Here is a 24,227-nt window from a genome sequence, read left to right as displayed (position 1 = left end):
GCGACCATCTGCGCTTTGACCTGGGGGGATGCCGCCCCGACACCGGCCGGGTGAAGACCCTCGTCCCCATCCTCGGCGACCAGCTCAGCCACGGCGTCGCCAGCCTGCGCGGGCTCGACCCCGACGCCACCGTCGTCCTCCTCGCCGAGTTGCAGGACGAGGCGACCTACGTCCACCACCACAAGAAGAAGATCGCGCTGCTGTTCAGCGCGATGCGGCACTTCGCCGACGAGCTGCGCGAGGCCGGCTGGGCGGTCGACTATGTGACGCTCGATGCAGCCGGCAACACCGGCAGCTTCACCGGCGAGGTTTCGCGAGCTCTGGCACGGCACGGCGCGGGCGGCATCCGCGTCGTCGAGGCGGGCGAGTGGCGGGTGCAAGCGATGCTCGACGGCTGGGCGGCGGCGCTGAACGTGCCGGTCGAGATCCTCCCCGACGACCGCTTCCTGTGCTCGAAGGCGGAGTTCGCGGAGTGGGCGGGCGCCCGCAAGCGCCTGGTCATGGAGGACTTCTACCGCGAGATGCGCAAGCGCACCGGGTTGCTGATGAGCTTCGGCAAGCCGGTGGGCACGCGCTGGAACTTCGACGCCGACAACCGCAAGACGCCGCCGCGCGGGCTCAACTACCCCGGTGTCGCGGTGTTCGAGCCGGATGCGATCACCCGCGACGTGCTGGCGCTGGTCGGCGCGCATTTCCCCAGCCACTTCGGGGACCTCGAGCCGTTCGGCTTCGCGGTGACGCGGGCGCAGGCGTTGCTGGCGCTCGACCACTTCCTCGCCAACGCCCTGCCGCGCTTCGGCGACTATCAGGACGCGATGATCGAGGGGCAGCCGCACCTGTGGCACGCCGCGCTCAGCCCCTACATCAACTGCGGGCTGCTGGAGGCGCGCGAGGTCGTCGACGCCGCCGCGCGCGCCTACGCCGAGGGCCACGTGCCGCTCAACGCCGCGGAAGGGTTCATCCGCCAGATCATCGGCTGGCGCGAGTATGTGCGGGGCATCTACTGGCACGCCGGCCCCGCCTATGCGGAGAGCAACGCGCTGGACGCCACCCGCGACCTGCCCGCGTTCTACTGGACCGGCGAGACCCGGATGCGGTGCGTCGCCCAGTCGGTCGGGCAGGTCCAGAGCCACGCCTACAACCACCACATCCAGCGCCTGATGGTGCTCGGCAACTTCGCCATGCTGGCCGGCATCGAGCCACGCCAGGTCGAGGAATGGTACCTCATCGTCTACGCCGACGCGTACGAGTGGGTCGAGCTGCCCAACGTCCACGGCATGAGCCTGTTCGCGGACGGCGGCATCCTCGGGTCCAAGCCCTATGCCGGCGGCGGCGCGTACATCGACCGCATGTCGGATCACTGCAAGCGCTGCACCTACGACGTGAAAGCCAAGGTCGGCCCCGACGCCTGCCCGTTCAACGCATTGTACTGGGACTTCCTGGCGCGCCACCGCGACCGGCTCAAAGGCAACCAGCGGCTGTGGCGGATGTACGACGGCTGGGACCGCTTCACGCCCGAGCGGCAGGCCGAGACGCGGGCGAGCGCCGCGGCGTTCCTGGCCGAGCTGCCGGCGCGGTCGCGCGCGTGGACCGGCTGAGGCCGCTAGCCGAACACCGCGCGCCGGACCGCCTTCGCGACCATGTCGGCCGCGAGCGTGCCGAGGATGCTGAGCCCCAGCGAGTCGACCGGCGCCAGGCCCTCAGGCGCGGTCGACAGCGCGAACAGGCAGTCGCCGTCGAACATCGTGTGGACCGGGCGGATCGAGCGCGCGAGGCCGTCGTGCGCCATCGCCGCCAGTCGCGTCGCCTGCGCCCGCGTCAGCGGTGCGTCGGTGGCGATGACCCCGATGCAGGTGCTTTCGCGCCCCGCGAGGCTGCGGGCGCGGTCGAGCTTGGGCAGCGGCACGTCGCCCGACGGCGGCTCGCCGGCATAGGCCTCCCCGAAGCTGTTGACCGCGACCAGCGCGCCGACCCGGTGGCCCGAGGGCGCGAGCACGGAAACGCTGCCGATACCGCCGGGTCGGCTGCCTGCCCTTGCGCCGGCTCCCGCGCCGACCGGCCCCGAGCGGTCGTCGAGCGCGCCCATCGCGGCGAGCGCCAGCGTGCGGTACGGCGGCTCGTCCCAGCCCTTGTCGCCGCCGTTGGTCAGGTCGAACAGGATCGCCGCGGGCACCACCGGGATTCGCAACGGCCCGGCCTCCAGCCCGATCCCGCGCCGCGACAGCGCGACCGCGACCGCGTCCGCCGCCGCCAGCCCGAACACCGAGCCACCGCTGAGCACGAGCGCATGCACCCGCTCGACCAGCGTGTCGGGGGCCAGCGCATCGGTCTCGCGCGTGCCGGGCGCGCCGCCGCGGACATCGACTCCCATGACCACCGGCGCGTGGGGCAGGATGACGCTGACCCCGGTGCGGGCGTGCGGGTCGTCGGCATGGCCGACGTCTAGTCCGTGTACGTCGCTGAAGCGGTCTGTCATCACCGCGATCATGCGGCATCACGGCGCGCCGCCCAAGCCAGTCTTTAATACTGTCTCGTTAAGGTTCGAGGGCCTAGTGTCCTCGCCAAGGGAGTTCCGCATGGCGCAGGCGCATATCAACCGGATCGGCACCGCGACGCCGCCCCATGACGTCCACGATGCGTTCGTCCAGTTCGCCGGGCGCGTACTGAACGAACGCCGCGACCAGGCGGTGTTCAAGCGCATGAACTCGCGCTCCGGGATCGACCACCGCTATTCCTACTTCAAGCCGGTCGACAACCCCGACGGCTTCGGCTCCGACACCGAAGGTTTCTACGTTCCCGGGGCCTACCCCTCGACCGGCGTGCGGATGGCGCGTTTCGAGCTGACCGCGCCCAAGCTGGCGATGGCGGCGATCGATGCGCTCGGCCTCGACGGCGAGCGTGAGCGGATCACGCACCTGGTCGTCGCCTCGTGCACCGGCTTCATCGCGCCCGGGCTCGACCAGCTGATCGTCAAGCTGGCGGGGCTCAACCCGTCGGTCGAGCGTACGGTCGTGGGCTTCATGGGCTGCTATGCCGCCGTCAACGCGACCCGGCTGGCGCATCACTTCGTCCGCTCGGAGCCGAAGTCGCGGGTGCTCGTCGTCAACCTCGAGCTGTGCACGCTGCACTTCCAGGAGACGCAGGACCTCGAGCGGCTGCTGTCGCTGCTATTGTTCGGCGACGGCTGCGCGGCGACGCTGATCACTGCGGACGAGACCGGCCTCGCGCTCCGCGATTACCGCGCCGCGACGATCGAGGATTCAGGCGAGGCGATCACCTGGCGGATTGGCGACCAGGGCTTCGACATGCACCTGTCGGGCGAGGTCCCGGGCAAGATCGCGCGCGCGCTCAAGTACGAGAACGACCGCAACGACGACGGCGGGCTGCTGCGCGGCACGAGGCCGGCGGACTACGACCTGTGGGCCGTGCACGGCGGCGGCCGGACCATCCTCGATGCGGTCGAGAGCGGCTTCGACCTTCCGCCGGGGAAGCTCGACTGGTCGCGCGGCGTGCTCCGCGACTATGGCAACATGAGTTCCGCGACGATCATGTTCGTGCTGAACCGCATCCTCGGCCAGATCGGCAAGTCGGTCGCCAAGGCGAGCGAGGGTTTCGGCGTCGCCTTCGGCCCGGGACTGGCGGCGGAGAGCTTCCGCTTTACGGCGGTGGGGTGAGCGCCGCCACGCGGGGGAGTCACCAGCGGCACGAGCAACACCGGATCACCCGGATCGGCTGGCTGCGCGCTGCCGTGCTCGGGGCCAACGACGGGCTGCTGTCGACCGCGAGCCTGATCGTCGGGGTCGCCGCTGCGGCGGTCGCGCCCGGCCAGATCCTGGTGACCGGGATTGCCGGGCTGGTCGCCGGGTCGATGTCGATGGCGGCGGGCGAGTATGTCTCGGTCAGTTCGCAGGCGGACATCGAGGCGGCTGAGCGCAACCTCGAGCGCCACGAGCTGGCGGTCGATCCCGCCGCGGAGCGTGTCGAGCTGTGCGCGATCTACGTCGAGCGCGGCCTCGATCCGGCGCTCGCCGGTCAGGTTGCCGACCAGTTGATGGCGCACGACGCGCTCGGTGCCCACATGCGTGACGAGCTTGGCCTGTCGGACACCACGGCGGCACGGCCGGTACAGGCGGCACTGGCATCGGCGGCCTCGTTTGCGATCGGGGCGGCGTTGCCGATCGCCACGGTCGCGCTCGCTCCGGCGGCCGTGCTGTCGGCGGTGGTGTTCGCAGTGACGCTGGCCGGGCTGGCGGTGCTCGGCGCAGTCGGGGCACGGGCCGGCGGCGCGCCAATGCTCAGGCCGACCCTCCGGGTCCTGTTCTGGGGTGCGCTGGCGATGGGCGTGACGGTCGGGATCGGCCGGGTCATCGGAGCCGCGGTGTGAGTAGCCTCGCCGTCCGCGCCTCGACGCCCGAGTGGATGGACGGCGACGACGTCGCGCCCGAGGTGTTCGCCGCGGTGATGCACGATCTCGCCAAGGTCAACACGGTGACGATGGCGCGGCCGCCGACGCTGGCGTGGCTGGCGAAGGCGGCGACAGGCATGGACAGCTTCAGCGTCCTCGATGTCGGCTTCGGCGACGGTGACATGCTGCGGGCCGTGGCGCGCAAGTTCGGGTCGCGGGCGCGGCTGACCGGCATCGACATCAACCCGCGCAGTGCGCCTGCCGCGCAGGCCGTGACCCCGGCCGGCATGACGATCGACTATCGCACCGGCGATGCCTTCGCGCTGACCGAGCGGTTCGACTTCATCGTCAGCTCGCTGACCGCGCATCACATGGACGACGCCGGGCTGGTCGTGTTCTTGCGCTGGATGGAGCAGGCGGCGGGGCGCGGCTGGTTCGTCAACGACCTGCACCGGCACTGGCTGGCATGGCGCGGCTTCCAGCTATTGAGCTGGGCGGCGCGCTGGCACGATTTCGTCCGCCACGACGGCGCGGTGTCGGTGACCCGCAGCTTCCGCCGCGCCGACTGGGAGCGGCTGCTCGCCTCGGCCGGCATCGACCGCAGGATCGTCACCGTCGCGTGGAAGCTGCCGTTCCGGCTGTGCGTCGGCCGGGTGCGGTGACCGGCACCGTCATCGTCGGCGGCGGGCTGGCGGGAGCGGCGGCGGCGACGTTGCTGGCGCAGGCAGGCGGGCGCCCGCTGCTGCTGGAGAAGAGCGCGGGGGCGCATGACAAGATCTGCGGTGAGTTCCTGTCGACCGAGGCGCAGGCGCATCTGGCGGCGCTCGGCTTCGACGTGGCGCGGCTGGGCGGCGCGCCGATCGACCGGCTGCGGCTGGTGGCGGGCAAGCGCATCGTCGCCAGCCGGCTGCCGTTCAAGGCGGTCGGCATCACCCGGCGTCGGCTCGACGAGGCGTTGCTCGACCATGCCGTGGCGGCGGGCGCGAATGTCGAGCGCGGGGTCACGGTTCGCAGCATCGGCGGGTTGAGCCTCGACACCTCCGGCGGTTCGCTTACCCCCTCGACCCTGCTCCTCGCCACCGGCAAGCACGACGTCCGCGGGGCCAAGCGCGACACGAGCGGGACCATCGACGGCCTGATCGGCTTCAAGCAATATTTCCGCGTGAGCGCCGCGACCCGCGCCGCACTGGCGGGCCACATCGAGGTCGTGCTGTTCGACGGGGGCTACGCCGGGCTGCAACTGGTCGAGGACGGGGTCGCCAACCTGTGCCTGCTGGTCGACCGTCCGCGCTTCGATGCCGCCGGAGCGAGCTGGGCCGGGCTGTTCGAAGCCCTGCTCCACGAACCCCACCTGCGCACTCGACTTGGCGACGCCGAGCTCCTCCTCGACCGCCCGCTGACGATCTCCGGCGTCCCCTACGGCTTCGTCGACCGCGCGGGCGGCCCGGCGTTCCGCCTCGGCGACCAGGCCGGGGTCATCCCCTCGTTCTCGGGCGACGGCATGTCGATCGCGCTGCACTCGGCGAGGCTGGCGGCGCAGGCGGTCGCGGAAGGCGCCGATGCCGCGACTTATGCCGCGCGCTTCCGCCGCGACTGCGCTGCACAGATCGGCCGCGCGACATGGTTGCAGCGGGTCGGCACCTCGCGCCTCGGCCGGGCCGCGCTGGTCACCGGCCTCGGCCTTGTTCCCGACGCGATGGCGCAGGCGGCGGCGTGGACGCGAGTCAGCCCGCCGGCACTGGCCCGAGCAGGGGTGGCGTAGACGGGACCGGGCGCGCTATGCGGACCCCGATGTCCCGCACCCTGATCATCGCCGTCGACGGCCCCGCTGCATCGGGCAAGGGCACCATCGCCCGCGCTCTCGCCCGCGAGTACGGCCTGCCCCACCTCGATACCGGCAAGCTGTACCGCGCCGTCGGGCTGGCGGTGCGGACCGCGGGCGAAGACCCCGCCGACCCGGCTTGCGCCGAGCGCCACGCCCGCGACCTCGACGCAGCGCTGCTCGACGTCCCCGACCTGATGAGCAGCGACAATGCCGAGGCCGCGTCCATCGTCTCCGCCCACCCCGGCGTCCGCGCGGCGTTGCTGGAGCGCCAGCGCGCCTTCGCGGCCCAGCCCGGTGGCGCGGTCCTCGACGGTCGCGACATCGGCACGGTTATCGCGCCGCACGCGCACGCCAAGCTGTTCGTGACCGCCTCGCCCGATGTCCGTGCCCGCCGCCGCCATGCCGAGCTGAGCGCGTCCGGCGACTCGCGCGACTTCGTCACCGTCCTCGCCGACATCGCGGCGCGCGATGCCCGCGATTCCAACCGCGCCACGGCACCGCTCCATCGTGCCGAGGATGCCGCCTTGCTGGATACCTCCGAACTCGGTATAGACGCCGCCGTTCAACGGGCGATTGCGCTGGTAGCAGCGGCGACCTCCCGGACCAGCTAATCAAACAGCGCTGATCGGAACGACCCCTCTCCGAGGGAACAGACTATGGGCGCGCCGCATGGTGTGGCGCGAACGGCGTGGAACGAGGGGCATGGTGCCGCTCGATCGAACTGGGACGTACAGATTTATGGCAACTGCGGCGCAACCGACCCGCGACGATTTCGCAGCGATGCTCGAGAGCTCGCTCGGCAAGAACCAGAGTTTCGAGGGTCGCGTGGTCAAGGGCCGCGTCACCGCCATCGAGAATGACCTCGCGGTCATCGATGTCGGCCTCAAGTCGGAGGGCCGCGTGCCGCTCCGCGAATTCGCAGCCCCGGGCATGAAGGCCGAGATCGCCGTCGGCGATGAAGTCGAAGTGTTCGTCGACCGCGTCGAGAACTCGATGGGCGAAGCGATGCTGTCGCGCGACCGCGCTCGCCGCGAAGCCGCATGGGACACGCTGGAGACCCAGTACGCCGCCAACGAGCGCGTCGAGGGTGTCATCTTCGGCCGCGTCAAGGGCGGCTTCACCGTCGACCTGTCCGGCGCCGTCGCCTTCCTGCCCGGTTCGCAGGTCGATATCCGCCCGGTCCGCGACGTCACCCCGCTGATGAACCTGCCGCAGCCGTTCGTGATCCTGAAGATGGACCGCAAGCGCGGCAACATCGTCGTGTCGCGCCGCTCGATCCTCGAAGAGAGCCGCGCCGAGCAGCGCACCGGCCTGATCCAGAGCCTCGCCGAGGGCCAGATCGTCGACGGTACCGTCAAGAACATCACCGACTACGGCGCCTTCGTCGACCTCGGCGGCATTGACGGCCTGCTGCATGTCACCGACATGAGCTACAAGCGCGTCGGCCACCCGAGCGAAGTCCTCAACATCGGCGACGTGCTCCGCGTCCAGATCGTCCGCATCAACCGCGAGACCCAGCGCATCAGCCTCGGCATGAAGCAGCTCGAGGCCGATCCGTGGACCACCGCAGCCGAGCGCTACCCGGTGGACTCGAAGCACAAGGGCCGCGTCACCAACATCACCGAATACGGCGCGTTCGTGGAGCTGGAAGCCGGCATCGAGGGCCTCGTCCACGTCAGCGAGATGTCGTGGGTCAAGAAGAACGTCCACCCCGGCAAGATCGTCAGCACCAGCCAGGAGGTCGAGGTCATCGTCCTCGAGGTCGACGAGGACAAGCGCCGGATCTCGCTCGGTCTCAAGCAGGCCCAGCGCAATCCGTGGGAGGTCTTTGCTGAACAGTACCCGGTCGGCACGATCGTCGAGGGTGAAGTCAAGAACACCACCGAGTTCGGCCTGTTCGTGGGCCTCGATGGCGACGTCGACGGCATGGTCCACATGTCCGACATCGCCTGGGGCCTGACCGGCGAGCAGGCGCTTGCCGCCCACCACAAGGGCGAGCGCGTCCGCGCCGTCGTCCTCGAAGTGGACGTCGAGAAGGAGCGCATCAGCCTCGGCATCAAGCAGCTCGACGAGACCAAGGTCTCGGGCGGCGCGGCGAGTGTCGCGATCGGCGGCGGTGCTTCGTCGAGCGGCGAGTTCCGCAAGAACCAGATCGTCACGACCACGGTCATCGAGGCCCGCGATGGCGGCCTCGAGGTCCAGGTCGGCGAGGACGGTCCGCTGGCGTTCATCAAGCGTGGCGATCTCAGCCGCGACCGCGACGAGCAGCGTGCTGAGCGCTTCCAGGTCGGCCAGAAGGTCGACGCGATGGTAATCGGCTTCGACAAGGGCAAGAAGCCGGCGCTCAGCATCAAGGCGATGCAGATCACCGAGGAGAAGCAGGCGGTTGCGCAGTACGGGTCTTCGGACTCGGGCGCTTCGCTCGGCGACATCCTCGGGGCGGCGTTGAACCGTGCGAAGGCCGGCGACGCGAGCAAGGCCGACGATGCCGAAAAGGCCGACGACGCGGAGTAATCGGAGTATGCCGGGCGAGCGGCGAGCTCGCCCGGCACCTTCGTGGGGCGGAAACGGCGCCTTGGCGCTGTTAAACAACGACAAAACATGCTAGTGTAGAGTCCGGTGCTTGACCGGTCGTTACGGTCGCGTAAACCGGGCGTGGGTAACGCCTGCCCGGATATTTGCAGCGGGGATGCGCAATGATCAGGTCGGAACTCGTGCAGGCGATCGGCGTCGCCAATCCACATCTGACGTTGCGCGACGTCGAGCGAGTCGTCACGACGATCTTCGACGAGATCGTGGCGTCGCTCGCGGCCGGCCGACGGGTCGAACTGCGCGGCTTCGGAGCCTTCTCGACCCGCGCCCGCGAAGCCCGGACCGGGCGTAACCCGCGCACCGGCACTGCCGTTGCCGTCGACGCCAAGCGCGTTCCCTATTTCAAGCCCGGCAAGGACTTACGCGAACGCCTCAACGCCGCGTAAGGACGTTCCGAGGCAGCGTTTCCGACGCACCGCTGCATCGATGCGCGTGGCCCGCGTGGCGGAATGGTAGACGCATGGGACTTAAAATCCCCCGCTCTTTCGAGTGTGCCGGTTCGAGTCCGGCCGCGGGCACCACGAAATCATTGGCTTAGGCTACCTTGGCGGGGAGCGCGATTTTTGGCGTGGTGAATTCTCTGTGAGTTGTGCCCGGAATACTCATTCCGAGCGTTACCGGCCTCTGCGTCAATATGGACAGAGTCGACGTGGGTGCAACGCAGCACCAATCGTGACCGTTTTAAGCCCGCTGATCTTCATAATCGTTGGTATGTCGGCCCCCGACTTGACCAGGCGCGTGACGGCAGTGTGCCGCATAACGTGAGGGGTCACGACTTTCGGATCAAGTCCGGCCGCCAGCACGGCGCGTTTGAAAGACTGGTCAAGGTGGCGCCGATGCCCGCTCTTGCTCGACTTCGACTGGGCAGGAAAGTCCCACCCTTCCTGGTCGTTACGCTGCTTCCGCTCAGCTTGAAGCGTTTCGGCCAGCTCGGCGGGTATGGGCGGTTCTCGGCTGCCAGCCTTGGCTAGCGGCACGAAGATGCGCAACCTCGAAAAGTCTATCTCGGCCCATCGGACTCGTATGGTCTATGAGTGCCGCATGCCCGTACTGAGCCCGATCGCGACAAACAGCCAAAGGTCGATATCCGGATCGGCGACGGCGGCCTTGATCAGATCGGCACATTGTTTCGGACTAAGGGACACGATCCGACCCTGCCCCTCCCGGACCTTATCGATCGCCGGCAAGTCGTCGCGCTTGATCCAACCCCACCGCGCTGCTGAGCGCAGTCAGTGGCTCAGCGCCGCCAACTCTCGGTTGATTGTGGCATCAGCGGCCCCCGCATCCTTGCGCGCCTTCCGGTAGTGCTCTGACACTGTCAAATGTATCCTGTCGGCTAAAGTCAGTGCAGATTACCGCCGAGAGAGAGACGCTGACTTTGATCAGCCGTAAATATCGCGTAGCTACATAAAACAGAATCAGTCTGCCAGTTCTTCGGAAGCATAACTTCGATAGAGCCAAGTTGGTTTTCCGCGCTTTATGGGTCCAGCGTTCTGCCACCGAGAGAAAATATATTGCCCTAGCTCGCCGTCCGTCGTTCGCGTCGCTTTGATGACGTCTTCGACTAAGGAAGATCCGTCGCGCAGAGTCGAAGATACGTTACCAGTAAATAATATTTCGCGCTCGAAGCCACAGAAGATCATCAATCTCTCCAGCTCCGCGACAGTATACTCACGGTTGTGCCTGCCATAGGGACCATAGCCCGAATAGGGATCATAAAGATTCTCGCCAGCAATCAGTCTCGCAACATTCTCGGTTCGAGCCACGTTCGGGGTTGTAAGGATAAGCTGACCTCCGGGGCGCAAAATGCGCTTGATTTCAGTCAGTGCAGCGACCGGATCGTTTGTCATGTGCTCTAATACCTCACAGAATAGTACTAAGTCAAACGAGTCAGTATCATATGGCAGCTTATCTGACTCGGCATTGACATTCCAATAGTTAAGCCTTTCCTCTATTTGCTTATTAAAGACTGTTGTGTAACTAATGTCCTGAAATGCTTCAGACTTCAGCCCCGCGAAGAAGTTCGTGATCGTGATATCGAAGCTTCGGAACTGCTTTAGCAGAATTGTCGTAAAATAGGGATTAGCGCCGATCTCCAAGACACTACCCCCATGTTCTGGAACCATCCCCAAAGTGTAGATGAAACGGTCACAGTCGGCCTCGGCATAAGCGCGAAGCTCTGCAGGTGCTGGGCGGTCCATTTTGAGTGAAATCAAAGACCTGAGTAGTTGCGCACGGCTAAAACCAGCGGGATACGTCATCGGAGGCGCGCTGCTCGCACTGGCGCTGGGCGCTCCAGCTCTCGCCAACCGAACTCCGAACGGCGCAATCACGCGGTTTGCGGCTTTGACGCTCTGCAGAAGGATTGACATTGGAATTCTCCGCATTGTGTGGACATGGTCGCAACCGCGGCGCGCGTCCGTACACGCGTCCTAGCCAAGCCGGCATCCTCGGACAACACTATAGGTCGTAAGGTGCCTCTGCTGACCGGCGAAGCACACCGCATGCGCGCCGGCCGGCGGGCGAGCCTCGATGATGGCGTTGCGAAAAGCTGGAGCGGCCTTAGCGCTTGCGCTTCTTCCGGTGTCGGATAAGGGCAGACTGATGCTGGCCGCCACTCTTGATGATGATGTTGCTTCCGACGAGATTGATCTTGTCGGCTGGGGTTTGAGGTTGTGGCGGCACAAATGGCTGGGACTGGTTATCATCGTCGCGTTCGTTGGAACGGCGGTCGCGTACCTGCACACCGCCCAGTATTCATACACGGCGAAACTGCTTGTGCAGCCCGCCGATCAGAGCGGCTCGAAATCAGGCAGTGAGCTAGCTAGCCTCGGCTCTTTGGTCGGCGTCAATATCTCTAACCAGGCGAGCCCTGCCTACACGATGTACCAGGAGGCAGTGACCTCTTACCCGGTGGCAGAGCGGTTGAGCCATGACCGGCGTATCATGCACTCTGTTTTCCGCGGCCAGTGGGATGAGCGGCTGAAAACGTGGCGAGAGCGGACATCGGCTCTGGGGCGTCTGTCGTCTTCGGCTAAGGCCATTTTCGGTTTAAGACAGCGGCCTTGGCATCCGCCAGATGCATCGGACCTCAAACTTTTTTTTGAAAGCAATATCAGTATCGTTGAAGACAAACGAAAGCTGGCAACGACGCTCGCATTTAGCGATGACGACCCCCAGTTTGCTGCATATATGCTAACCCAGATCAACGCGGCGGCCGATGCGTTCCTGCGTGAGAAGGCGCTCGCTCGCGCGAGCAGTTATATTGCCTATCTGGAGCGGCGGCTGAACGAAATCCAGATTGCAGATTACCGCATGTCGATGTTCCAGGTCCTCGGAAGCTACGAAAAGACCAAAATGATGGCCAGCTCCGACGCTTCTTACGCGGTGGAGACGTTCGGCGGGGCATGGGTCTCCCCGATTCCCACGCGCCCGCGCCCGCTTATCATTCTGGCACTTTCGGCGCTCGGCGGTCTCGTTGTCTGGCTCGCCTATGTCTTGCTGTTAATGCCGACTTTCGCCGCATTCCGGGCCCGAGGGCGCATCGCCAGCCGCTGAACCGCCGATCCGAGCGGAGCTTATCTGCTAAACGTCACGCTCCAGAATGATTTAGACGTCCAGACGCGCAGCAAGCTGGTTACATGCCAAACCAGGTGCTTCAGGGACCGGTGGCTATCGCGCTGAGCGTCGTGGACGATCTTCGCTCGTCGATCGACTGCAAGCGAGTAGCCGTGCGCATAAAGTCGGGCGCAGATTTCATAGTCCTCGCAGTAGAGGAAGAAGCGCTCGTCAAATCCGCCGACCTGGCCAAAGGCCGCTGCGTCAAACATCAGGCACATGCCCGCAAGCCAATAGAAGGGTCGTCCATGTCGCGTCGGCAGATCCGGCGTTTCAGGCCCCCGCCGGCCCCATCTACGCAACAATAGCGACAACGGGGTCAAGTTGGTCCGCACCGCATCCTCGGTCTGCCCGCTGCTCGCCACGATGCGCGGTGCCAGCACCCCGACCTTGGGAACTGTCGCTGCAACCTTGATGAGCGAAGAGAATGGCTCGGTTTCAGCGATCCGGAGGTCGGGATTGAGGATCGCGAACCAGCGCGTCGTACAGCGATCAAACGCAGCATTGTGATTTGCGCCAAAACCTTTTGGGAAGCTGTTGCGGATCACGACCATCCGGAGGTTGGTGTATTGGTCGACCGGCAGTTCCTCGGCGATGTTTAGAGTGACGATGACTTTAATGCCAGCCAGCGCGACCTGCGCGTTAAGATCGTCGATCAGGCTTGTCAGCAGCCTGCCGTGACCATGGCTGACCACCGACAAGGTGAGGTCGTGCGCCAGAGCGTCGTCACTCATGCGGATGCGGCAAGCGACTCGAACAGGTCGCGGTACTGGCGCCCGACCTGTCGCAACCCGGGCCGTGGCCGTGTCGAGGGTCCCGAGTGCCAACCGCGCGGTCGATCGAAGGCACTCTCCAGCGCGTCGACCATCGCACCTATACCCAGCGGGTCGAAGAAGGCGACGTCGCCGTCGTAGAATTCACGATGCACCGGGATGTCCGAGCAGAGCACGTCGGCACCGAGCGAAAGTGCCTCAGCGATCGGCAGGTTCAGACCTTCGGCGAGCGTCGGCGACCAGACGAAGCGGCAATGTCGTACCCAGTGCTGGAGCAGCGCATCGGGCACATTACTGTGCCGCTCGACACGGACGCCGGCGTCATGACAGGCTGCCAGGCCGGGGGCAGCCATCGAGCCGACGATCTTCAGGCCGATGCCGCGCGCGCGGGCACTGCTCGCGGCGAAGCTTTCGCCCGCTCGGTCGGTATTCTTATGCGGCAGGGCATTGGTTACCAGTAGGACGAAGTCGTTCGGCTGCCGTGCATTTTCGGGGATCTGGCCAGCCGCGAGCCTGGGCTCGATGTCTATCGGCCCCGCAATGACGATCGCCTTGGCCGGATCGATGTCGAAGTTGCGCAGGACCGCGTCGCGGGTGGCGTTCGAGATGCACACTACCGACCGGGCATTGTCGAGCAAGCGGGCGAAGATCGCTTTCAACAACGGCAGGCGCCAGTCGTGGCGATAGACATGCTCGATATTGATACAGTCGAGAACGGTGACAACATGGTTGCGAGCGACCAACGGGCCGCGGTGCGACGGCGACCAGAAGATTGCGTCGGGCCGCCCTCGAACAAACATCTCGCGCAGCCGGGCCGTCTTGCCGGTCAACACCGCGACCTCGACGTGTCCGGGCCAGTCGAGGTTCGCCATCACGCCGGCATAGTAGCGGCGCGCACCTAGGGAAGAGCCAGCGATCGCCGTGCCGTTCACGATCAGATCCATCACGTGGCGAGCGCAGCCGGGACTGCGATGTTGCGCTGCCGGCCGGCCAACCGAGCGCGCAGGTGGAGTGCGGCGACGAGCAATATTGCCGACCCGGTGAAATAGCCCGCACCCCTGACAAATAGCTCAACAAGATAGCCCACGAAGACGGAATGGACGAACAGCGTCGCCCTGGGGACGCTGGCCGGCGACTTGGCAATGGCCCGCAGGACCAGCATCGATTGCCCGGCAAGGAACATCAGGCCGGCCAGGATGCCGATGCCAATGACGCCGAACTCGCTGAGCAGCTTGGCGGCGCTGAACCCGCCATCGAAGATATTCGCGTCGCTTCCGACGAGTACGTAGATCAGCCTTGAAATATCGGTGTTAGTCCCCTGCAACCCGAGCTGCTGGTATCCGGCTCCCCAACCGACGGTCGCGCGAAAAGCCTCATCGGTCAGCTGCCAGCCTTGCAGCCAGACCAGCGTCGATAGATTCTGCGACCCACCACTGAAATCGAGACGGTCGACAAAATAACTCAGGTCGACAACACTCAGCCCACCGACCATAATCGCCGCGATGGCGGCAGGTAATAGCAGCCCGCGCGTACACGCGACCACCACGAAGACCCAGCCGACGGCGAGCGTCAGGCTCTCGAGCGCCAGTACGAGGACGAGGCCGAGCAGCAGTAAGGCCAGTCGCCGCGACGACGAGGCGACGAGGCAGACGTAAGTATAAAAGGGCATGAAGGCCAGGACAAAGTGCGATGGTTCGGTGAACGGAAAAAAAGGCTTTATATAGCGATCGGAGAACGGCGGCGCGAACCCAATGCGCTGCAGGACAACAACCCCGCACATCGTCCAGAACACCAGTTGCATAGCCCCGTCGATCTTGCCGCTTGGGGCCGTTCCGATCGTTGAGGCCAACGCGCTGCCGCCGATCATGATCGCCAGCAGCGGCGCGAACGAGGCCAGTGCATGCTCGATGTCGACGGGATGAAACAGGCCCGACACCGCGAGATGGAAGCAGATCAGGATCGCCAGGGCGGCAAACACCGCGGCACTCGCCCGCAGAGGTGCCTTCAGCCGGTTTGGATAGGCTGCGGCTAGCAACGCGACGACGCCGGCCGCCAGCGTAGCACCGGCCGCCAGAGACGACGCCGCACCAACAAAGAAGACCAGCCCCGGGAGCAGCGCCACGGTAAGCAGCATGGCACCGAGTGGCGGCACGCTCGATCGCCGTCGGCGTCCGGACGGACCCTCCCGTTTGTCTATAACTCCGCCTCTTTCCATGGCTGAGGTGCTAGCAGGTCTTTGCCGTCCAATGGAAGCGGTGTGAGAAGCTCGCGGATCGTCTAGAGCCGCGTCGACGAGATTGACCGGAAGACGCTTGAATGACCAGAACACTGACGATTGGCGTTGAAGCGACCGCGTTTTCGGTCCGCCGCAGCGGGATCAGCAATTATATCGTCAACCTGCTGAGCCATCTTGACATGGTCGCTGGAGACATCCGTTTGCTGATGTATTCGCACAGCCCGCTCGACATGCCCGAGCTGCCGCGTGCCATCCCGCGCGTCGTCGGTCGGCCTAGGCGTGGTATCGTCTGGCGCAACACCGAGCTTGCGACCGCGTTGCAGGCCGATCGGCCCGACATCTTCTGGGGTGCCAATGGCCTGTTGCCGATCATTCGCCCGCGCCGCATGCGAACGGTGATCACCATCTATGACCTGGTCTATCTGCTAGCCGGGGACGCCTCGCCCTGGGTCAATCGCCTGACCCGCCACTTCGACCAGCCCTATTCCGTCCGCGCCGCCGACCGTGTCATGGCGATCTCGCAGTCGACCGCTGCGGACATGGCGCGCCTCTATGGCCGAGCCCCGGACGAAGTAATCCTGCCGATCGTCAGCGCGGCCTATCGGCCCCAGTCCGTAGCAGTGGTTAAAGTCGTCCGCGATAAATACGCGCTTCCACCCGAGTATCTGCTGACCATCGGTACGCTCGAGCCGCGCAAAAACCTGGTCTCGCTGATCCGGGCGATGTTGCGCCTTCAGGAGCAGGGCATCGCCGTGCCACCGCTGATCATCGCGGGAGGCCAGGGCTGGCTCGACGGCGAGATCACCGAGGCGGTGGCTCAGGCCGAAGCTGCCGGAGTTGCTCGCACGCTCGGTTATGTCGCTGAGGCGGACATGCCAGCGCTTTATACTGGAGCGCGCCACTTCGTCTTCGCTCCGCTTTACGAGGGCTTCGGCATGCCCGTCGTCGAGGCACAGCTGTGCGGCACGCCAGTCGTCGCCTCCGACATACCCTCGCTGCGCGAGGCGAGTGCCGGCTACGCGACCTTCTTTGCGCCGACCGTTGAGGGAATTGCGGCCTGCTTAGCAGGGCTGACCGCGAGCCCGGCCGGGTGCAAGCGCCGCCCTGTCGGGAGTATCGACAACGACCCAATGGCTGCGGCCGCGCGATTATGGTCGGTCATGCAGTCGAGCTTGCGTTAGCCGGCCTCTACGATTGGCTTAATCCGGGACAGCATTTGACGGGCTGAACCGTGCCAGTCGAGCCACGTGAAGCCTGTCTCTGGTTTGCCGTCTCGTCGGCGAACGTCATCCATCGTCGCGATCACTCGAGCCAGGTCGGACGGATCGCCTAGCCGGAAGAAGTCGACCCCGACCGTGCCGATTTCCCGGAACGCCGGGATGTCTGAGGCGATCACCGGGACACCGCGGTGAAGGGCTTCGACCAGCGGCAGGCCGAAACCCTCGATCGTGGAGGCCAAGATCGCGGCGAAGGACAGATCGAACGCCGTGGCGAGCATGGCGTCCGTCGCGCCATGGACCAGAAATAGCCGCCGGCCCTGTTCGGGGTGAGCAGCGCAACGCGCGAGAAACGCCTCGGTGTTCCAGCCGATCTTGCCGATGATCAGAAGTGCATCCTGACGCCCGGACGCCCAAAGGCGCTCGAAAGCATCGAGGACGACGGCATGGCCTTTGCGGGGCTCAAGCGTACCGACCATGAGGAAGATGCGCCCGTTATTGTCCAACAGGCCGTCGGGCCAGTCGTCGGCTCGCGGCGGTTGCGGGACTGAGCCCGGCTGATCGAGGTCGGCACCCAGGTAGAAGTGCGCCACCGGTATGCGGAAACCGCTCGCCGCCAGGAAACGTTCGATTTCAACCGCGCTGAATTGTGATATCGACATAATCTGTGCAGAGACGGGGAAAACCTTGGCGACTTGCCGGATGAAGGCACGGGGCAATCGGCTTTCGCAGAACTCCGGATGGCTGACGGGGATCATGTCATAGATCACCGGGATGATACGGCAGCCCGTGGTAGCCGCCCGGACGGCGGCATCGACGGCTGTGCAGCCACCCCAAAACGAGTCGAGCAACAGGATCGTGTCGTGCTTCGTGAAGTCGATGGCGCCGTCGTCGGCGAGGGCAGACAGGACTTGACGGATCTTCCGATCGGTGTGGATCTTCGACAGCGCTTCATAAACCGGAGGGACCAGCGCAAGCCCGCGTTTGATCAGCCGAGTGACTTTGGTGTCGTTGGTCAGCCGCGCTTCCGAGGGGCGTACCGCCGCCTCGAACAACTTGGCGGACCCGGACGCAGCTAGACGATGAAAGCGATCACTCAGTGCCACAATCGGCACCATTTGAATTTCGAACTCTGGGCCGACCTCGGTGCTGGCCCGGGCAATCTGCCGAACGACGCGCTGAATGCCGGTATTCAACCCGCGCAGCAGCAACTCGCTAACGTCGTAGTAAACGGTCAGCATCATCGTTGCTCGAGACTCTCGCGGCGTGTCCAGTTGGCCCGGACCACCCGAATGGCCAGAAAAAGTTGATGTCGAACAGTTGCTGTCAAAAGCAGCGAGGCAGACAGCGTCAACCCGGCCAGCACGACTAGAAACACTAGCCATTCGAAACGGTTGCCGATCGCGTCCGGGCGGATGAGCAGAGCCAGGCCGGCGACGATTACGGTGCCGAGGATCGGCAGCGCGACATCGTTAAGGTACCAGGCGCGAAGCTCGCCGGGCAACAGGCGGCGATGCATCACCGGCATTTGGCAGACCAGGTACGACGCGTTGAGCACCAACCAAATCATCGCCGCAGCTATGGCTCCGTATCGCGGCACGCTCCAGAACAGCGCCGGCATCAGCAGCGCGATGGCAAGAATGTTGCTCGCGATTGACAGCCGGGTCCAACCATAGGCGAGCTGGAGTTGATGAGGGACGTGCATCAGACCGTTGAGAAACGTGCCGACGGCCAGAACCGCTAGCAAAGGCCCGGTTTGCGTCGCGAGTTGCGCGTTATTGGACCAGACGAAGAATATTGCCTTAGGATAGGCCGTAAGCAGCGCAACCGGAGGGGCCAGCAACAACGTGACGAGCTGCGCTGCCGCATGATATTTCCGGCTGAGGTGGCCAATGTCGTTCGAGCTGGCCAGCCGGACGAAGGCTGGATAGATCGCCTGCGTTATCGGTCCGACAATCAGATAGATTGAGCCGGTAACCGTGGAAGCCAGCATGTACACGCCGAACTGTCCGAGAGGCAGCAGGCGCGACAGCAGCAGTTTATCGACCTGGGTCAGCATCACCGACAGTAGCGCCAACAGGAACATTCCGCCGGCAAAACGCCGGATGCTGATCAACACGCCCATTGAAAAGCGGGCCGGGCGCGGCGCGGCGGGCAGGGCGTAATGAACCTTCGCCGCGAATAGTCCGATGGTCAGCAGGGAGATCACGCCCTGCCAGACGAAGAACGCCTCTATGGTCGGCGAGACAAACGCGAGTATGGCGATAGCGCCCGGCGCCCGCAGCCCGGCGAGCGCGACGCTGGCGCTGTTGAGCCACACCTGCTGCTGGAGCCCGACGAGTGCGCTCCGATAAATCCCTTCGAGGAAACGCAAGGCGATAACGAGCGACATAATAGTCAGCGCGTGAGTCACCGTCGCTTGCGAGAGATGCCCACGATTGATCCAGTGCGTCGCCAGATAGGGGGCGGCAACGGCGATCGACAGCGCGATTGCGAACGCCAAGCTGATGAAGACGATCTCGAGGCTGCGCAGCAGGTCCCGGATTGTCTGCGTGCTCTCTGCATCGTTTTTGAACAGCGCCATTTCACGCGCGAGCGTCGGCGTCATGCCGAGATCGAGAAGAGACATCCAGACCTGGATCACGGCAAAAAGCCCGACCAAACCATAGGCCTCGATGCTGAGATAGCTAATGTAGACCGGAACGAAGACGATGCCTAGCAATGACGTCGTCGCCTGCCCGATGTAGTTTGCGAGTATATTTCTCTTGACGGCCATGGCTAGGCTAAACTCCAGATCCATCGCTGTAGCATTACGGTGCCTATGGCGGCCGGCGGCTGCCTGGTTGACGACGCTGTCGAGCAACGGCCAAGGCTTGTCAAATTGCCGATCGGCAGTCTGGGGCTTGCCTTAGCGGGGGACCGTCGGTAGTCGGCGCGCTAATCCGCTTGCCTTGGAATTGTGATGTCGCGTTTTAAAACTGGCTGGCTGGCGTGGGTGCCGCAGCGATGAGGGCAGTGATTCTCGCTGGGGGACTTGGAACGCGAATCTCGGAAGAGACCCATCTCAAACCCAAGCCAATGGTCGAAATCGGCGGAAAGCCGATCCTGTGGCACATCATGAAAATCTACTCGGCGCATGGCGTCAATGAGTTCGTGATTTGCTGCGGCTACCGCGGCTATATGATTAAGGAATACTTCCAAAATTACTTCTTGCACATGTCGGACGTGACGTTCGATATGACGGCGAACACAATGGAAGTTCACCACAAGAAGGCCGAGCCCTGGCGGGTGACTCTTGTCGATACCGGAGAAGACACGCTGACCGGTGGCCGCCTGAAGCGCGTCGCGCCATATATCGAAAACGAAGAAGCTTTTTGCTTCACCTATGGCGACGGTGTCGCTGACATCGATATCGCTGCATCGATTGAGTTTCACCGCCAGCACGGTAAATGGGCGACGGTAACAGCCGTTCAGCCGCCGGGGCGTTATGGCGCGCTCAAGCTCGACGGCAGCACCGTCTCGGGATTTCTCGAAAAACCGCTGGGCGACGGTGGCTATATCAACGGCGGCTTCTTCGTGCTGTCGCCGAAATGCCTGGATTACATCACCGATGACATGTCGAGCTGGGAGGGCGCGCCGCTTGCCGAGATCGCCGCGCTTGGCGAACTGCAAGCATTCACGCATCGCGGCTTCTGGCAGCCCATGGACACGCTGCGCGATAAGAACTTGCTCGAGGAGCTGTGGCAGGCGGGCCGGGCGCCGTGGAAGGCTTGGCGTTGACCGGGCGGCTGCCTGATACGAAATTCTGGTCGCGACAGACTGTATTCTTGACCGGGCACACTGGATTCAAAGGGTCGTGGATGTCGCTCTGGCTAGAGCGGCTAGGCGCAACCGTTCATGGCTATGCGCTCGCGCCCGATCACGTTCCCGACCTGTTTTCGAGACTTTCGCCGTTCGAGCATGGGCACTCAACGATCGCCGACCTCGCCGACAGGGCGGCGCTGGCCGGCGCAGTAACTGCCGCCGATCCGACCGTGATCATCCACATGGCGGCACAACCGCTGGTCCGGCGATCCTACGATGACCCTGTCGAGACCTTTGCGACGAACATCATGGGTACCGTCAACGTGCTCGAGGCAGCTCGCCATTGTGCACGCCTGCGGGCAGTGCTCGTTGTCACGACCGACAAGGTTTATCGTAACGAGGGCGACGGCGTCGCGTTCGTGGAGGCTGATCGTCTAGGCGGCAGCGACCCTTATTCGGCGTCCAAGGCGTGCTGCGAGCTCGTGACCGCGAGCTATGCCCAAAGCTTTCTTGCGAAGTCGGATGTCCAGGTGGCGACGGCCCGGGCCGGCAATGTCGTTGGCGGCGGCGACTGGTCAGTCGACCGGCTCGTACCCGACGTATGGCGGGCGATCCACGCTGGGCGAACGCTTGAATTGCGCTATCCCACAGCGACGCGTCCCTGGCAGCATGTGCTCGACCCGGTCGCAGGCTATTTGCTGTACGCAGAGCATCTGTCAGGCGTGAGAAAGGTTGCAGAGACGCTGAATTTCGGACCCCACCGGGACGATAGCCGTATCAGCGTCGCCGAAGTTGCGGCGATCATGGCGGCAAGTCTGGGTTCCGACCGGCCGTGGCAGAGCACGTCCGGCAACCATCCTCCTGAGATGACGGCATTGGCGTTGGATGCAACCGCTGCTGAACACTCGCTGGGTTGGCGTCCCAGGCTCGCCGCCCGCGATGCTTTGCGCTGGACCGCCGAGTGGTTCCGCGGCTTCGATGCCGGCGACGACGTTCGCCGGCTTTCGCTCGGCCAGCTCGAAACATACGAGGCGCTTCGATGACTATTCCACCCGCATGTCTCGGCTGCGGCGCGCCGCTAACCCGGACCTGGGTCGATCTTGGCCGGCAACCGCTGTCGAACAACTTCATCTCGCTTGAGGATGCCGGCCGGGCAGAGGCGGTCTATCCGCTCCATGCGCGCGTTTGCGACGTCTGCCTTCTCGTCCAGGTCGACTCGGTCGTGCCGCCCGACGCGATCTTCAACAAGGATTATGCCTACTTCTCGTCCTTCTCCGACAGCTGGCTGGCGCATTGCCGCGGCTACGTCGCCGATATGGTAGAACGCTTCGAACTGAATGCTGGCAGCCGGGTCATCGAAATCGCCAGCAATGACGGCTACATGCTCCAGTATTTCGTGGAGCGCGGCATCCCGGTGCTGGGTATCGAACCCAGTCTGAACACCGCGCGCGCCGCCGAAGCCCGTGGCGTCCGCACCGAGACGGTCTTCTTCGGCACGGCAACGGCCCGTGACCTCGCGGAGCGCGGCGAGGCTGCTGACCTGATCGCTGCGAAAAACGTCATGGCGCATGTGCCCGACATCAACGATTTTGTTGCGGGGATTCCAATCCTGCTCAAGCCGGAAGGCGTCTTCACAGTCGAATTCCCACACCTGCTGACGACGATCGAAGGTGTGCAGTTCGACACAATCTATCACGAGCATTTCACTTATCTGTCCCTGCTCGCCGTTGAAGTCGTCTTTCGCCGCGCCGGCTTGCGCATTTTCGACGTCGAGCGGCTCGGCACGCACGGAGGCTCGCTTCGCGTCTTCGCCTGTCGGGCGGACGCCGCGCATACGAGAACGGCACGCGTCGAGACCGTCCGTCAGGCTGAGATCGCTGCCGGGCTCGATCGGCCCGAAGGCTATGCCGGATTCGACGCTAAGGCACGCAGGGTTCGCGACGACCTGCTGGACTTCCTCCGTATGGCAAAAGCCGAGGGCAAGACGGTCATCGGCTACGGAGCAGCGGCAAAGGGCAATACCCTCCTCAACTACTGTGGCGTCGATCCCGGCCTGTTGCCACTGATCGTAGACCTTAGTCCGGCCAAGCAGAACAAGCTGGCGCCGGGCAGCCGGGTCCCAGTAGGCACACCGCAAAATCTGATCGAGGCGCGCCCCGAATACGTGCTTATCCTGCCATGGAACCTCCGGCCCGAGATCGAGCGACAGATGGCGGGCATCCGGGACTGGGGGGGGCGTTTTGTCGTCGCTATCCCGGCGCTGCAAATCAACTGATGCGCTTCGCGGCAACCGATATAGAGGGCGCGTTCATCGTCGAGCTCGATATCCGATCCGATGAACGCGGCGGTTTCGCCCGGATCTTTTGTGGTGAAGAATTTGCTGCCGCCGGCATCGATTTTAGGCCGATGCAGGTCAACCTGTCCCGCAACACCGCGGGCCACACGCTTCGTGGGCTCCATACCCAGGATATACGGTACGCCGAAGCAAAGCTCGTGCAGTGTGTCCGAGGGCGGATTTTCGATGTTGCGGTCGATGTCCGGTCAGGATCGCCGACGTACGGTCACGTCGTCACGGTCGATCTCGCGGCAACCGGCAACCGGCTGTTCTTCATTCCCCCGGGCTGCGCGCACGGATTTCTGACGCTGACCGCGGATAGCGACCTAGTCTACTACATGGGCACGCCGTTCGTGCGTGACGTCGGAATCGGTTTGCGCTGGGACGATCCGGCCTTTGCAATCGATTGGCCGGCTAGGCCGGCGGTCATCTCCGCGCGCGATGCGACATATCCCGACTTCGTCGCCAATTCGGGTGCGACATGACGTGTGTCCTGGTAACCGGTGGCAGCGGCTTCGTCGGTCGCGCCGTAGTGCCGCTGCTCATTGCCGCAGGCCATGACGTTCATCTGCTTACGCGTGAGGGCGCGCCCGTTGCAGGGTGCAACGTGCACCGTGCCGACCTGCTCGGCGCAGTGCCCGACATTATCAAGGACATCGCCGCCGACACCATGCTTCACCTCGCCTGGTACGCCAAGCCAGGGGCGTTCTGGCACGCGCCTGAAAATCTTGACTGGGTCGCTGCATCGTTGCGACTGGTGCGTGCTTTTGCGGCGGGCGGCGGCAAGCGGCTGGTCGGCGTCGGCACGTGCGCGGAATATGACTGGGGCTTTCTTGAGCTTGACGAAGTCCGCACGCCGTTGCGTCCGCACACGCTTTATGGAACCGCCAAGGCGTCACTTTACCAGCTGCTGGCAACCGCAGCGACGCCGCTCGATCTGTCGTTTGGCTGGGCCAGGATCTTTTATCCCTATGGTCCGCACGAGCAGGCCGGCCGCCTGCTCAGCAGTCTCGTAGATGGTGCCCGTGCCGGTTCGGCCATCGCCTGCACGTCCGGGTGGCAATCGCGCGATTTCATGCACGTCGACGATGTTGCCAGGGCGCTGGTGGCTTTCTTGTCGGGCGATGTCACTGGAGCCGTCAATATTGCACAAGGCCGGGTGGTCCGGGTCCGTGACTTTATCGAGACGGCGTCGGCCCTCGCTGGCGGCAGCGAACTCGTTCGCCTGGGCGCGCGCGCGACCCAAGCCGGAGAGCCGATCTACATGGGCGCAAGCGTGGCGAGGCTGCGCGACGAGGTCGGCTTTGTTCCGGTTTATGATCTTGCCGCCGGCATCGCCGATGCAGTCGCCCGGCGGCTTCAGTCCGCCGGGCGACCGGTTGCGGTCGACGATGCCGGTCGCTAAAGAGCCGCTGCATCATC

Annotated in this window: 23 protein-coding genes and 1 tRNA gene; 16 read left to right on the top strand and 8 right to left on the bottom strand. The window is 64.6% G+C overall.

Features of this window, described 5'->3' with window-relative positions:
* Nucleotides 1–50: 50 nt before the first annotated feature.
* The gene (locus KX816_20450) at nucleotides 51–1,598 is read left to right on the top strand and encodes a cryptochrome/photolyase family protein (GenBank protein ID QXQ06483.1); all 1,548 of its coding nucleotides are present in this window, start codon (nucleotides 51–53) and stop codon (nucleotides 1,596–1,598) included.
* A 5-nt stretch (nucleotides 1,599–1,603) separates the two neighbouring features.
* Here the strand turns inward: KX816_20450 and KX816_20445 are convergent, their stop codons facing one another.
* On the bottom strand, nucleotides 1,604–2,488 hold the full coding sequence (locus KX816_20445; protein ID QXQ06482.1) for a P1 family peptidase: 885 nt from the start codon (nucleotides 2,486–2,488) through the stop codon (nucleotides 1,604–1,606).
* A gap of 88 nt (nucleotides 2,489–2,576) precedes the next feature.
* Between KX816_20445 and KX816_20440 the strand changes: the two genes are divergently transcribed.
* From KX816_20440 to KX816_20405, 8 genes are all read left to right on the top strand, one after another.
* Complete coding sequence (locus tag KX816_20440; protein ID QXQ06481.1) at nucleotides 2,577–3,674, top strand: type III polyketide synthase; 1,098 nt, start codon at nucleotides 2,577–2,579, stop codon at nucleotides 3,672–3,674.
* The gene (locus KX816_20435; GenBank protein QXQ06480.1) at nucleotides 3,671–4,384 is read left to right on the top strand and encodes a VIT family protein; all 714 of its coding nucleotides are present in this window, start codon (nucleotides 3,671–3,673) and stop codon (nucleotides 4,382–4,384) included. Before KX816_20440 ends, KX816_20435 begins: the two co-directional genes overlap by 4 nt.
* Nucleotides 4,385–4,419: 35 nt before the next feature.
* On the top strand, nucleotides 4,420–5,067 hold the full coding sequence (locus KX816_20430; protein QXQ08714.1) for a methyltransferase domain-containing protein: 648 nt from the start codon (nucleotides 4,420–4,422) through the stop codon (nucleotides 5,065–5,067).
* Nucleotides 5,025–6,167 carry an FAD-dependent monooxygenase gene (locus tag KX816_20425; protein ID QXQ06479.1) on the top strand — a complete coding sequence of 381 codons (1,143 nt, stop codon included), beginning with the start codon at nucleotides 5,025–5,027 and terminating at the stop codon, nucleotides 6,165–6,167. Before KX816_20430 ends, KX816_20425 begins: the two co-directional genes overlap by 43 nt.
* Nucleotides 6,168–6,208: 41 nt before the next feature.
* Nucleotides 6,209–6,841, top strand: coding sequence for a (d)CMP kinase (gene cmk / locus KX816_20420; protein ID QXQ08713.1), 633 nt, complete (start codon nucleotides 6,209–6,211; stop codon nucleotides 6,839–6,841).
* Nucleotides 6,842–6,968: 127 nt separating this feature from the next.
* Entirely contained in the window at nucleotides 6,969–8,744 is a 1,776-nt protein-coding gene (gene rpsA, locus KX816_20415; protein QXQ06478.1) for a 30S ribosomal protein S1, read from the top strand.
* Nucleotides 8,745–8,926: 182 nt separating this feature from the next.
* Nucleotides 8,927–9,208: an integration host factor subunit beta gene (locus tag KX816_20410; protein ID QXQ06477.1), complete on the top strand. Its 282-nt coding sequence runs from the start codon at nucleotides 8,927–8,929 to the stop codon at nucleotides 9,206–9,208.
* A 49-nt stretch (nucleotides 9,209–9,257) separates the two neighbouring features.
* Nucleotides 9,258–9,343 (top strand) — tRNA-Leu (locus KX816_20405).
* 108 nt (nucleotides 9,344–9,451) lie between these two features.
* Here the strand turns inward: KX816_20405 and KX816_20400 are convergent.
* Together KX816_20400 and KX816_20395 are read right to left on the bottom strand one after the other, a co-directional pair.
* Nucleotides 9,452–9,811 (bottom strand): site-specific integrase, encoded by a 360-nt coding sequence (locus KX816_20400; GenBank protein QXQ06476.1) that lies wholly within the window; start codon nucleotides 9,809–9,811, stop codon nucleotides 9,452–9,454.
* A 429-nt stretch (nucleotides 9,812–10,240) separates the two neighbouring features.
* Nucleotides 10,241–11,194 (bottom strand): class I SAM-dependent methyltransferase, encoded by a 954-nt coding sequence (locus KX816_20395; protein QXQ06475.1) that lies wholly within the window; start codon nucleotides 11,192–11,194, stop codon nucleotides 10,241–10,243.
* Between the two features lie 160 nt (nucleotides 11,195–11,354).
* Between KX816_20395 and KX816_20390 the strand changes: the two genes are divergently transcribed.
* Nucleotides 11,355–12,380, top strand: a complete 1,026-nt coding sequence (locus KX816_20390) for a hypothetical protein (GenBank protein QXQ06474.1) — start codon at nucleotides 11,355–11,357, stop codon at nucleotides 12,378–12,380.
* A 20-nt stretch (nucleotides 12,381–12,400) separates the two neighbouring features.
* Here the strand turns inward: KX816_20390 and KX816_20385 are convergent, their stop codons facing one another.
* The 3 genes from KX816_20385 to KX816_20375 are packed head-to-tail and all read right to left on the bottom strand — an operon-like array spanning nucleotide 12,401 to nucleotide 15,335.
* Nucleotides 12,401–13,174 (bottom strand): glycosyltransferase, encoded by a 774-nt coding sequence (locus KX816_20385; GenBank protein QXQ06473.1) that lies wholly within the window; start codon nucleotides 13,172–13,174, stop codon nucleotides 12,401–12,403.
* Entirely contained in the window at nucleotides 13,171–14,157 is a 987-nt protein-coding gene (locus tag KX816_20380) for a glycosyltransferase (protein QXQ06472.1), read from the bottom strand. The genes KX816_20385 and KX816_20380 overlap by 4 nt, the downstream gene beginning before the upstream one ends.
* Nucleotides 14,157–15,335, bottom strand: coding sequence for a hypothetical protein (locus tag KX816_20375; protein QXQ06471.1), 1,179 nt, complete (start codon nucleotides 15,333–15,335; stop codon nucleotides 14,157–14,159). Before KX816_20375 ends, KX816_20380 begins: the two co-directional genes overlap by 1 nt.
* A 194-nt stretch (nucleotides 15,336–15,529) precedes the next feature.
* On the opposite strand from KX816_20375, the gene KX816_20370 reads away from it, so the two are divergent.
* A complete protein-coding gene (locus KX816_20370; protein ID QXQ06470.1) occupies nucleotides 15,530–16,630 on the top strand; it encodes a glycosyltransferase family 4 protein in 1,101 nt (366 codons plus the stop codon).
* Here KX816_20370 and KX816_20365 read toward each other — a convergent pair.
* Both KX816_20365 and KX816_20360 read right to left on the bottom strand, forming a co-directional pair.
* Nucleotides 16,627–17,910 (bottom strand): glycosyltransferase family 4 protein, encoded by a 1,284-nt coding sequence (locus KX816_20365; protein QXQ06469.1) that lies wholly within the window; start codon nucleotides 17,908–17,910, stop codon nucleotides 16,627–16,629. The two genes, KX816_20370 and KX816_20365, sit on opposite strands and share 4 nt — an antisense overlap.
* Nucleotides 17,907–19,529: an oligosaccharide flippase family protein gene (locus KX816_20360; GenBank protein QXQ06468.1), complete on the bottom strand. Its 1,623-nt coding sequence runs from the start codon at nucleotides 19,527–19,529 to the stop codon at nucleotides 17,907–17,909. The genes KX816_20365 and KX816_20360 overlap by 4 nt, the downstream gene beginning before the upstream one ends.
* 143 nt (nucleotides 19,530–19,672) lie before the next feature.
* Between KX816_20360 and rfbF the strand changes: the two genes are divergently transcribed.
* The 5 genes from rfbF to KX816_20335 are packed head-to-tail and all read left to right on the top strand — an operon-like array spanning nucleotide 19,673 to nucleotide 24,210.
* Entirely contained in the window at nucleotides 19,673–20,446 is a 774-nt protein-coding gene (rfbF, locus tag KX816_20355) for a glucose-1-phosphate cytidylyltransferase (protein QXQ06467.1), read from the top strand.
* A 47-nt stretch (nucleotides 20,447–20,493) separates the two neighbouring features.
* Entirely contained in the window at nucleotides 20,494–21,513 is a 1,020-nt protein-coding gene (gene rfbG / locus KX816_20350; protein ID QXQ06466.1) for a CDP-glucose 4,6-dehydratase, read from the top strand.
* Nucleotides 21,510–22,745 carry a class I SAM-dependent methyltransferase gene (locus KX816_20345; GenBank protein QXQ06465.1) on the top strand — a complete coding sequence of 412 codons (1,236 nt, stop codon included), beginning with the start codon at nucleotides 21,510–21,512 and terminating at the stop codon, nucleotides 22,743–22,745. The genes rfbG and KX816_20345 overlap by 4 nt, the downstream gene beginning before the upstream one ends.
* Nucleotides 22,649–23,290, top strand: a complete 642-nt coding sequence (locus KX816_20340) for a dTDP-4-dehydrorhamnose 3,5-epimerase family protein (GenBank protein QXQ06464.1) — start codon at nucleotides 22,649–22,651, stop codon at nucleotides 23,288–23,290. The genes KX816_20345 and KX816_20340 overlap by 97 nt, the downstream gene beginning before the upstream one ends.
* Entirely contained in the window at nucleotides 23,287–24,210 is a 924-nt protein-coding gene (locus tag KX816_20335) for an NAD(P)-dependent oxidoreductase (GenBank protein ID QXQ06463.1), read from the top strand. The genes KX816_20340 and KX816_20335 overlap by 4 nt, the downstream gene beginning before the upstream one ends.
* Nucleotides 24,211–24,227 lie beyond the last annotated feature (17 nt).

It is taken from the genome of Sphingosinicellaceae bacterium (assembly GCA_019285715.1).
Taxonomy (GTDB): domain Bacteria; phylum Pseudomonadota; class Alphaproteobacteria; order Sphingomonadales; family Sphingomonadaceae; genus Glacieibacterium.
The sequence above is the reverse complement of the archived record's forward strand: the minus strand, read 5'-3'. Positions and strand labels throughout refer to the sequence as shown.

What these genes read in the sequence shown, in the direction of transcription:
- KX816_20445 (QXQ06482.1), bottom strand. Translation starts at nt 2,488, where the DNA reads ATGATCGCGGTGATGACAGACCGCTTCAGCGACGTACACGGACTAGAC.
- KX816_20390 (QXQ06474.1), top strand. Translation starts at nt 11,355, where the DNA reads ATGATGGCGTTGCGAAAAGCTGGAGCGGCCTTAGCGCTTGCGCTTCTT.
- KX816_20410 (QXQ06477.1), top strand. Translation starts at nt 8,927, where the DNA reads ATGATCAGGTCGGAACTCGTGCAGGCGATCGGCGTCGCCAATCCACAT.
- KX816_20345 (QXQ06465.1), top strand. Translation starts at nt 21,510, where the DNA reads ATGACTATTCCACCCGCATGTCTCGGCTGCGGCGCGCCGCTAACCCGG.
- rfbF (QXQ06467.1), top strand. Translation starts at nt 19,673, where the DNA reads ATGAGGGCAGTGATTCTCGCTGGGGGACTTGGAACGCGAATCTCGGAA.
- KX816_20385 (QXQ06473.1), bottom strand. Translation starts at nt 13,174, where the DNA reads ATGAGTGACGACGCTCTGGCGCACGACCTCACCTTGTCGGTGGTCAGC.
- KX816_20440 (QXQ06481.1), top strand. Translation starts at nt 2,577, where the DNA reads ATGGCGCAGGCGCATATCAACCGGATCGGCACCGCGACGCCGCCCCAT.
- KX816_20365 (QXQ06469.1), bottom strand. Translation starts at nt 17,910, where the DNA reads ATGATGCTGACCGTTTACTACGACGTTAGCGAGTTGCTGCTGCGCGGG.
- KX816_20340 (QXQ06464.1), top strand. Translation starts at nt 22,649, where the DNA reads ATGGAACCTCCGGCCCGAGATCGAGCGACAGATGGCGGGCATCCGGGA.
- KX816_20380 (QXQ06472.1), bottom strand. Translation starts at nt 14,157, where the DNA reads ATGGATCTGATCGTGAACGGCACGGCGATCGCTGGCTCTTCCCTAGGT.
- KX816_20430 (QXQ08714.1), top strand. Translation starts at nt 4,420, where the DNA reads ATGGACGGCGACGACGTCGCGCCCGAGGTGTTCGCCGCGGTGATGCAC.
- KX816_20370 (QXQ06470.1), top strand. Translation starts at nt 15,530, where the DNA reads ATGACCAGAACACTGACGATTGGCGTTGAAGCGACCGCGTTTTCGGTC.
- KX816_20395 (QXQ06475.1), bottom strand. Translation starts at nt 11,194, where the DNA reads ATGTCAATCCTTCTGCAGAGCGTCAAAGCCGCAAACCGCGTGATTGCG.
- KX816_20335 (QXQ06463.1), top strand. Translation starts at nt 23,287, where the DNA reads ATGACGTGTGTCCTGGTAACCGGTGGCAGCGGCTTCGTCGGTCGCGCC.
- rpsA (QXQ06478.1), top strand. Translation starts at nt 6,969, where the DNA reads ATGGCAACTGCGGCGCAACCGACCCGCGACGATTTCGCAGCGATGCTC.